Source organism: Flavobacteriales bacterium (assembly GCA_013214975.1).
Classification (GTDB): Bacteria; Bacteroidota; Bacteroidia; order DT-38; family DT-38; genus DT-38.
Genome location: JABSPR010000062.1, coordinates 1 through 9,754, shown reverse-complemented (window position 1 = coordinate 9,754; position 9,754 = coordinate 1). Strand labels below are relative to the sequence as shown.

The window sequence follows — 9,754 nt, the reverse complement described above, 5'->3', positions numbered from 1 at the left end:
TTCGCACTAACATTTGCATAATCCCATTCTCTGTCATCTTCAGGATTATACCATGTCCATAGTTCTAATGGATTAACGCCTTCGATATCATCAGTGTGAGGAAGTGTTAATGCTTGGTTAGATATTATTGTAAGAACCTGGGCAGCGTAATTAGTATTACTTCCACCATTATTAGTCGCAATTAGTTCCACTCCAAATCCACCATACCCAGGAAATGTAAAAGATGGGTTTTGGGCATAAGATACGGCGACCCAATTACCCCATTCATCATAAATATTCCACTCCCAACTTGTAGGTCCATTAGTTGAATAATCGGTAAAGTTTATTGTTGATCCTGAGCATGCAATGTATTTATCTAAACCAAAATAGGCAAGTGGTCCGTTTGTAGGTATATGAACTGTAGAAGATAGGAGATCAAGTCTTCTCGGACATACATCCATAACAGTTCTCATTCTTGTCTTTTGGTCTTGTGTAAAGATGTTCATGCAGTAATCGTCGGTGTAGTCCATGTAATTTTCTACCATGTCATCACCTGCATATAACGTGCAAGAGTTTTCTGATGGACAACCATAATTCTCATATTGAGCTTGTGGTGTATCGTTACAATAGTCATCCATAGAACAGTCACCATCTCCCCATATATGTCTTAGTCCCAACCAATGGCCAACCTCGTGCGTAAGTGTTCTTCCTCCATCAAATGGGGCTTGCACACTTCCTGTTGTTCCAAAAGCTGAAGCTCTGCAAACAACTCCATCGGTAATAGCTAATCCACTATTGGCATCGGTTCCAGCCAAACCGGATAAAGAAGGGAATTGTGCGTAACCCAAGTTTGTACTCATGTTGCCACCATAATTAACAGTCCATATATTGAAATATTGATTTGGGTCCCATTGAGTTTGTGGTTTTAAATCATCTTCTAACTCATTAATTTCGTTCCAAGAAGTGACTCCTCCATTTACTCTTTCTATTCCAGGTTCCGGTAGTGTATTTCCTTGAGGATCTATCAAAGCCATTGCAAATTCAATTTCAATATCTGCTCCATCTGGGTGGGTGTTGTACCCATTAGTACCAAACATTCTTCTGAAATCTTCATTTAGCACATCAATCTGTGAGTTAACCTGAGCTTGAGATATATTAGATCCAGATCCTACTGGTTCGCCGTTGTGAACAACGTGTACAATTACTGGTATGGTAATTAAGACTGACTTAGACTGAACTATATTAGAAGCTGATCCTTGGTTATTTGTTATTGCATTTTGAAGTTGAGTCTCAAAATCAGCTAATGAACCCATGTTAGGATACTTTGCTCTGAGAAGCGCATCATTTTCCATTGATTCACAATCCTTGCTACTTATAGCTGCGGAAACAGCTTGTGAAGGACTTGCGCTGTTCGACTTACTTATGTTCAGTGTGCCAATATTAGAATGAGGTGAAAATACATGTGGCGTTTGAGCTGAAAGATTAATTACAGCGAGAAAATAGATAGCGATAAATATTAGTTTATTTATTTTCATAACTTCTTGATTTTCATAACTTCTTTAGTAATTAATGTAATGTTTAAGTTTAGGTCATTTTCTTCTGAATTATCAAATTTAACTTCGATTTTATTACTTGAATTAGAAGTCCATTTTCCAATAACAATGTCTGGAATATCTGTTATTCCAATTTTTATTAGAGCAAAAATGCCATCTTCTTTTATTTCAAATCCTCTACGTCCTCGAGAAGGAGGAAATTGGTAAGTAGAAGGTCTATATACTTTAATATACTCTGTGTCTTCTTCCCGAGAATGCAGCCATTTATTATAAACATGCTTGCTTACACTTTCTGCTTTAATACTTTCAGCAGCCTTTTGGTTACAAGAAAAAAAAAAGAATAAAGCCAGTAGTATATTTAGTCGGATCATAATAGAAAAAATCTAGCATCTAAATTAGCATTTTAATACAAGGAAAAGAATGTATTAATACTGAAAATGAGGAGTATGTAAAGGAATTCAGATCATGTTAGTTAACGTAAATAATGTGCTCCCATGGTCTCTGACTTCTATTATATTGACATCTTTAAAAGATGGCATACGACGAATATTTAGCAGAATAAATACACAACACTTAATGAGTTAAACGCCTTTCACACGTCTAAAAACATGATGAGAGGGCATTTATTCCAAGTAGACAACAAGATGCTATGCGGTATTCATAACAATAAGAAGTTTGGAGATAGTCTGCTAATGGTACGAACAGGAGAGGATGCTTATATAAATGAAATTAAGAAGGAGTGTTGTTTACCAATAGACTCCACAGGAAGACCAATGAAAGGTTATATATACGTGACTCCAGACGGATTCGATATGGAAGAGGATTTGGCTTATTGGTTACAACTTGCATTAGACTTCAACCCTTTTGTAAAAGCAAGTCCAAGCAAGAGGAAGAAAAAGTAAAGCTTCGTTAATGGGCTATGTATTCTATTGGTAAACAATAACTTAATTCTTGTCGAATAATCGAATCTTACCCACGCGCTGTGTTTATCTTTGACGCAAACAAGGGTAAATAAACCAACTGTACTTCCATGACTTTACAAAAAGCACTAATCGTTTCTATCGTAATAGACGCAATCTATTTTTTGTCTGGATTTGCAAATGGTTGGGATAATGAATCTTCCAGTCTAATTACAGCTGCAGTGAATTAGCTCTCTTCTTCGAAGTACACTTTGTAATACTTCATTTTTCGTTCTTCATCGAAACCTTTCTCTATCAGATCATGGTCACCATGGATGTATATGTGAAAGTTCTTATCGAGTTTTAAAACACTTTTGTAAACCTTCGCACCTTTGTTAACCGCTTTAGGTGAAATGGTAAACGATTCCGTTTCAATTGGTTTTTCTGGCTGAACTTCTTCTCTATAAGCATGAAATGAGCTGATTACTTCTTCGTTTGCAAGAACTTCTTCAGAGAAGTTATCCATATTAAACTCCTCATTCCCTTTAAAGTAAGAGAGAGAAGTATTCAATAAATTAATCTGATCTGCTCTCGATATTTCAAACTCTGTTGGTAGTTTGTTTACCACAAAGTCTTTACAAACATTCATAACACTCTCTGTGCTGTGGTAATCGTCGGCTTTTGGCTCTACGCTTAAGAAATCATTTTGCCAATATTCGGTATCAGCTCCGTTTCTTTCAAAAGTAAATACCTTGTATCCATCGTTATAATCGTCGTTAAAAACGATACACCCTTTATCTAGTTTACTTGGACTGATGCCTTTATTTAAATTAACTTGGAAATAATCCGCCTTATCATTTATATTGAAGAATGTGTCTTTTGCTTCCGATTTAAATATCCCCACAGCATTACTAGTAACGCCGTCCATCTCCACATCATTTAATAAAACGATAAAGAGTTCACCAAACTTTATTCCTGGGTGTCTTGTTGAATCGTATAAGTGTTTAGCTATGTTAATGGAATTTTCAACGAAAGCATCTTCTTTCATTATCTTATCGGCACAAACAAATACTTCATTCATTGTCATGCTTATCTCATGACGAAATCTGTTTGCATTCCAAATTCCTTTAAACGGATTGAGGAAATACTTCTTTAATTCGATTTCTACATCATCCGAAAAGTTTAATGCTGATTTAGATAATCGAAGATCTTCATCTCTGTTTTTATTCCCTACACGATGTACAATACATCTCTCGATTGATGTTCTACTAAGATTCATAATTAGACATTAAATTTACACTCGATGTATAAGTGGATTGAAATTAAGATGGCAAATTTAATTAATTATTTACCCTCTGCTTACGATATTTTCAATTCCCATTCGTCCTTATAGTATATTGAATTAAATGAGTAGAGAGCACTAATGAAAATTAAAGCAATTATTACGGGATCCACTGGTATGGTGGGAAAAGGAGTCCTTTTAGAATGTCTTGATCATCCCGAAGTGGAAGAAGTTCTTGTTTTAAATAGAAGGCCTATTGGCTTAAAACATCCAGAATTGAAAGAGGTTATTGTAAATGATTATGCTGATCTAGCCAGTCAGGTGCTCGATTTAAATGGATACAATGCGTGTTTTCATTGTATGGGGGTGTCGGTAGTTGGACTATCGGAAGAGAAGTACACAGCAATAACATATGAAGCAACATCTATTTTGTCCGAACTTCTTTATGGTCTTAATCCAGATTTAGTCTTCAATTATGTGTCAGGAACAGGTACAGATAGTAGCGAGAAAGGTTCTTTGATGTGGGCAAGAGTTAAAGGTCGTGCAGAAAACAAAATTTTAAATCAAGGATTTAAGGATGCCTATGCTTTTAGACCTGGAGCTATTATTCCAGAAAGAGGTATCAAATCGAGTACATTGATGTACAATCTATTTTATATTATTAGCAGGCCTCTATTCCCGCTTTTAAGAAGAATGGATTCTATAACAACATCTTCTAGATTAGGACAGGCTATGATTAACAGTGTTCTGAGAGGAACACCACTAAAGCATTTAGAGAATACAGATATTAACTCCCTGGCAACAATAAGTTAGAAATGATAAAGAAAATATTTTAAATGATAGGGTTAATTATAAGAGGTCTTATTGCCATAATAGTTGTTTGTTGGTTTGATTTTCGTGAGCTTGAGTGCTGAGTTTGGTGGAGGCCATACAAAAGCGGATAAGTTGGGGTACAGCGAATCCGGACATTATAAAGAAGGGAGGTTCATAAATCTAATTACCACCAAAATGGACATGGGCTTCAAGAACATGTTTACCACAATCAAAGAATTTTCTGAAAGTAGACCAGGAAAATTCCCTAGCGCAGAACTGCTAATTAACTATGTCAATTCATTAGAAATTGTAAATAACAGAGCACCACGATTAATCTGGTTTGGGCATTCTGCATTTCTATTACAATTTGATGGCAAGACAATATTACTAGATCCAATGTTAGGCAAGACACCGGCACCACATCCTTTATTAGAAACCAATGGATACAGTAAAGCGCTTTCAATTGAAATAGAGAAATTGCCTTCGATAGATGCCATTATTATATCTCATGATCATTATGATCACTTAGATTATGGATCAATTAAGAAACTTAAAGACAAGACTAAAATGTTTTTTGTTCCATTAGGAGTTAGAGGACATTTACTCGCATGGGGGCATACCTAAAAAGAAAATTGTAGAGCTTAGCTGGTGGGATGAATCTGAATTGGAAGGCATTAAATTAACACTAACTCCTTCACGTCATTTTTCGGGTAGAGGACTCACAGATAATTTTGCAACAATGTGGGGATCATGGGTTATAAAAGGAAAGGATAAGAATATCTATTTCAGTGGAGATAGCGGATATGGTCCTCATTTTAAAGAAATAGGAGCGAAGTATGGCCCATTTGATTTCGCAATGATGGAGTGCGGATAATACAATGATAAATGGGCTGCCATACATATGACTTCGGAAGAATCAGCACAAGCCGCTGTAGATATTAAAACTGAAGTAATGATGCCAATCCATTGGGGAGCATTTACATTATCCTTGCACAATTGGAACGATCCAGTTATTAGAGTAACTAAGGCTGCAAGAGAACTTGAAATGGCGATCACCGTTCCTGTAATTGGAGATCCGATTGAGTTAGAGGATCAGACCTACTATACAGAGCCTTGGTGGATGAATATATAAAATATAGTTTCTAAATAGAGCTGTACTGTACACCGAATCAAGTAATTTCGTGCGTACTCTATTAGCAACTATCCATGTGTTATTCTCTTAAAAAGCCACTGTTTATATTCTTTATTATATTCAGTTTCCTAACAGTATCATGTAATAGCTGGAATAATTGTAATTCTGAAATTTCGCTGTTGGAAATAGGAATAGATCTTTTGAAAATCGATTTGAAAACGACAGAAAAGAATGCAGAGACTTTTACTAATATTCTTAACGATGTTTATAAGAATCGTGAGCAAATAGAAAAAAGAAAGCAAAAGGTGCGTCTTCTAATGACTAAAGGATTAGCAATTTCGCAAGAAGGGCAGGAAGAAGTTGTAAATGAAATGAAAGCCATTAATTCCTTGCAAGCCGCTAATAAACAGAAATTAGAAGTTATTAGTTCTCAAACTGATTCGATAGGCAATCTAAATATTTCTGGAATAATTGAAGATCTAAATGAATCAAACAGTATATCAACAAACGATATAAGTAATTTGAAAGACGAGCTAGTGAATTTGAATTTCCAGCTTGATGTTCTAAACTTCAAACTAGATAGTATTTCGTTTGAACAAATTATATCGTCAGGTGTAGTTGAGTTATTTGAATATGAGAAGAGTACGGCTTTCTATTGCATAGGGACATACAATGAACTCAGTAAGCAAAATATATTGAAGCGTAAGGGAGGAGTTGTAGGATTAGGTAGAGTTTCCGTTATTGTTAAAAATTTCAATAAAGAGACTTTCAAAAGGATAAATATCAACAAATTATCTCAAATTAAAACTTCATCTAAATCTCTCGAAATATTATCAAATCATCCAATATCGTCTTATGAAATTGAGGATTCTCCGGAGGGGAAAATATTAATTATTAAAGATAATATGCTTTTTTGCAATCAACTAACTACTTAGTTATTGTAAAAGAAGACTAACGAATTGTTCAATTAAATTCTCTCCTCCCCATGAAACAATCACAAGCACTCGACATTCTTAAAACCGGTGAGAACGTATTTCTAACGGGGTCTGCGGGAGCAGGTAAAACTCATGTGCTTAACCAATATATCCAATATTTAAAGGAGCGGAAAGTACCAGTAGCTGTTACTGCATCTACAGGAATTGCCGCGACTCATATGAATGGCATGACTATCCATGCATGGAGTGGAATGGGGGTGAAAGACAGAATCACGAAAGGTGATTTGAACTCGATGAAAACAAAGAAATATCTAAAAGATCAACTGGATAAATCGAAGGTTTTAATAATTGATGAAATATCCATGCTTCATCTCAATCAACTTAATTCGGTTAATACCATTCTCCAACATTTCAAACAAAATGGAGATGCCTTCGGAAGTATACAGGTGGTTTTTTCTGGCGATTTTTTTCAATTGCCTCCAGTTGGCAACGAACCGAATAGCAAGAAGTTTGCGTTTATGTCGCCGGCATGGCTAGAAGCAAATCTTACCATTTGCTACTTAACTGAACAATATCGCCAAACAGGTAACGAGCTAAACGAAATTCTTAATGAAGTTCGATCTGGTGGGATATCTGCTCGTTCCAGACAATTACTTGAGAGTGCGGCAAACACAACTCTAACTGGCAAAGGGGTACTTACGCGATTATACACACATAATTACGATGTAGATACAATCAATAACAAAGAGATTAATATGCTTACTGGGCAGCTTAGAATCTTTAATGCTACCACAAAAGGAAACGACAAATTAATTGCTTCATTCAAAAAATCGGTTCAAGCTTCGGAAACAATCATTTTAAAAGAAGGCGCTAAAGTGATGTTCGTAAAGAATAATCCAGATAAAGGCTACATAAATGGTTCTATTGGAGAAGTGATTCGCTTTTCTGACGAGGGAATGCCAGTGGTTAAATTGATGACAGGTAAAACAATTACGACCGAACAAGAAAGCTGGTCGATTGAAAACGATAAAGGCAAAGAGTTGGCTACTTACAAACAGATTCCTTTACGATTGGCTTGGGCAATTACAGTGCATAAAAGTCAAGGTATGACGTTAGATGCCGCCGAAATAGATCTGAGTAAAACCTTCGAAAAAGGGCAGGGGTATGTCGCCATTTCGAGATTAAAAGATTTGAAGAACCTTCGCCTAATTGGTTTTAATGAAACAGCTATAAAGATAGATTCACTGGCTCTTAAGGCAGATAAGAGATTTCAAGAACTATCGGACGATGCTACTAAATTCTATAAAGAAGAAGAAGAGTTAGAAAGACGGGCGAAGTGTTTTGTGGAGTACTGTGGTGGAATTACAAGCGAAAAGGAAATTGCAAAATTATCGAAGAAACTAAAGCAAAAGAAATCTACAAAATCTACTTACGAGCTAACGAAAGAGTTAGTGTTAAAGGGGTTAACTATTTCTGAAATAGGTTACGATAGAGGCATGACGGAAGGAACTATAATTGGGCATATCGAAAAACTAAAAGTATCTAATCCCGAAATTAGTATTGAGATGTATAAGCCTGATCTAATTGATTTCGAATTTATTCAAGATGCGCATGCCGAGTTAAAAGCAAAACTCGGAAAACAAGAAAAAGTAAAACTAATACCACTTTACAGAGCTTTAAATGGTTCATATAATTACGAGGAAATCCGACAAGCCATGTTGTTTTTATGAGATGGATAGGCCTATTCCTTCTAGTTTTAGGGGCATTAGTTTCTCAAAGCCAAGAATTATTAAAAGTAGGGGAGTTCAAGAATATTACTAAGAATACCTCTGGCAGGCTAGTATTAAACAACAATAATGTTTTCACAAACGAGGTAAAGACAGATCTAAGCAAGATTCAAAAGAAGAGTTCTAATAAATTAAATTGTGAAGCTCCCGAAACAATTTATCACAAAGGAAACTGGGTTATCCAGAAGGATACTTTAATACTAATCTATAACCCACTTAGCGATAAACCTCAAAAGGAGAAATACCTTGTACGAGATGACAGGCTCTTTAGAATAAATCAAAATAATACGATCTATTCCATTCCTACTTTTAAAGGAAAAGCAGTAGTCAATCCTGCTTCGGATCCTTTAGAAAGCACTCCAAGTTTTTAAAGCACCTTCGTATAATTATCACGCTTGTCTTAATTGTCTGACGACTAGGTGTATTTATGTAATTATATCACAATTAATCATATAAGGAAACTCAATATGTCAAGTAGCGTTAAACCACTTGTTTGGTAGGTACGTGCAAAGGGTTCTTGTTTCTCATTTCACTATTAATGTATAGGTTGATTTTTTATGATGGAGAATGATTTTATTAAGTTTTGGTTTGAGGGTGGGCTCTTATACAGCGAGTACAAGAAATCCGTTAAAATTGATTTAGACAATGCAAAAGAAGTGGTTTCTCTCAGGCATAAGATTTCAAATGGAGAGAATCAATATTGGTGTTACGATCTTAATCTGTTAGAATCCATTACTTCAGAAGCGCGAGACTACCTCACTAAAGATGGACAAGAGTATTTAAATGCAGCAGGTATGATTGTAACATCACACATTACTAAATACCTATTTAATGCCTACTTAACGATTAACAAGCCGGCTGTGACAACTCGAGCTTGTAGAACTACAGAGGAAGCGGTAAAATGGTTGGAAAACATAAAGGATGAAAGAAGCTGATGTAAATAATATATTACAATGACTTCGATCTATAAATCAAGATGAATTCGACGAAGGCTTGCCTTCTACGGGTAGCACTCTTAAAGATATAGCCAATGAGCTAGATAAGCTTGAGGATAAAACTAACAAGAGTAAATCAGTTACCACAAATATTATAGAACATCTCACGGCCTACAGTTCTGGCGATTACAGTCATATACTAGACGTTGAAATGAACAATTTGGCGCTAGATGTTGTTTGTCTTGGGCTAAATGATTTAGGGGAGGAATTAAAACGATCTACGGTTAGTAAGAATGCATTCGATGAAATGTTCGAAAGCCTAAACTCTCCCTTTTTAATTGTTGATGCTGCCACATTAAACATTACCAAACATAATAGTAACGCTTTAACATATTTTGAATATGAAAAGGATACAACATTAATATTCCCTTAAATCAAC

9 protein-coding genes and 2 pseudogenes are annotated in these 9,754 nt (G+C 35.5%); 8 read left to right on the top strand and 3 right to left on the bottom strand.

Translation table 11 applies throughout. From position 1 onward, the window contains the following. The coding region (locus tag HRT72_03220; GenBank protein ID NQY66719.1) for a hypothetical protein at window positions 1-1,331 on the bottom strand (1,331 nt) is incomplete at its 3' end. Window positions 1,332-1,510: 179 nt separating this feature from the next. Beyond that, on the bottom strand, window positions 1,511-1,903 hold the full coding sequence (locus HRT72_03215; GenBank protein ID NQY66718.1) for a hypothetical protein: 393 nt from the start codon (window positions 1,901-1,903) through the stop codon (window positions 1,511-1,513). Between the two features lie 161 nt (window positions 1,904-2,064). Here HRT72_03215 and HRT72_03210 point away from each other — a divergent pair. Beyond that, a pseudogene (locus HRT72_03210) lies at window positions 2,065-2,434 on the top strand (TfoX/Sxy family protein). Between the two features lie 244 nt (window positions 2,435-2,678). On the opposite strand, the gene HRT72_03205 reads toward HRT72_03210, so the two are convergent. After that, the gene (locus HRT72_03205) at window positions 2,679-3,710 is read right to left on the bottom strand and encodes a nucleoid-associated protein (GenBank protein ID NQY66717.1); all 1,032 of its coding nucleotides are present in this window, start codon (window positions 3,708-3,710) and stop codon (window positions 2,679-2,681) included. Between the two features lie 150 nt (window positions 3,711-3,860). Between HRT72_03205 and HRT72_03200 the strand changes: the two genes are divergently transcribed. From HRT72_03200 to HRT72_03170, 7 genes and pseudogenes are all read left to right on the top strand, one after another. Then, window positions 3,861-4,526, top strand: a complete 666-nt coding sequence (locus HRT72_03200; protein ID NQY66716.1) for an NAD-dependent epimerase/dehydratase family protein — start codon at window positions 3,861-3,863, stop codon at window positions 4,524-4,526. A 63-nt stretch (window positions 4,527-4,589) separates the two neighbouring features. After that, window positions 4,590-5,658 (top strand): annotated as a pseudogene (locus tag HRT72_03195) (MBL fold metallo-hydrolase). Between the two features lie 179 nt (window positions 5,659-5,837). Further along, window positions 5,838-6,593, top strand: a complete 756-nt coding sequence (locus HRT72_03190) for a hypothetical protein (GenBank protein NQY66715.1) — start codon at window positions 5,838-5,840, stop codon at window positions 6,591-6,593. A 50-nt stretch (window positions 6,594-6,643) separates the two neighbouring features. Beyond that, complete coding sequence (locus HRT72_03185) at window positions 6,644-8,323, top strand: AAA family ATPase (GenBank protein ID NQY66714.1); 1,680 nt, start codon at window positions 6,644-6,646, stop codon at window positions 8,321-8,323. Continuing rightward, window positions 8,320-8,751, top strand: a complete 432-nt coding sequence (locus HRT72_03180) for a hypothetical protein (GenBank protein NQY66713.1) — start codon at window positions 8,320-8,322, stop codon at window positions 8,749-8,751. The genes HRT72_03185 and HRT72_03180 overlap by 4 nt, the downstream gene beginning before the upstream one ends. A 186-nt stretch (window positions 8,752-8,937) precedes the next feature. Continuing rightward, window positions 8,938-9,315 carry a hypothetical protein gene (locus HRT72_03175; GenBank protein NQY66712.1) on the top strand — a complete coding sequence of 126 codons (378 nt, stop codon included), beginning with the start codon at window positions 8,938-8,940 and terminating at the stop codon, window positions 9,313-9,315. A gap of 58 nt (window positions 9,316-9,373) precedes the next feature. Then, window positions 9,374-9,748, top strand: coding sequence for a hypothetical protein (locus HRT72_03170; GenBank protein NQY66711.1), 375 nt, complete (start codon window positions 9,374-9,376; stop codon window positions 9,746-9,748). Window positions 9,749-9,754: the final 6 nt, after the last annotated feature.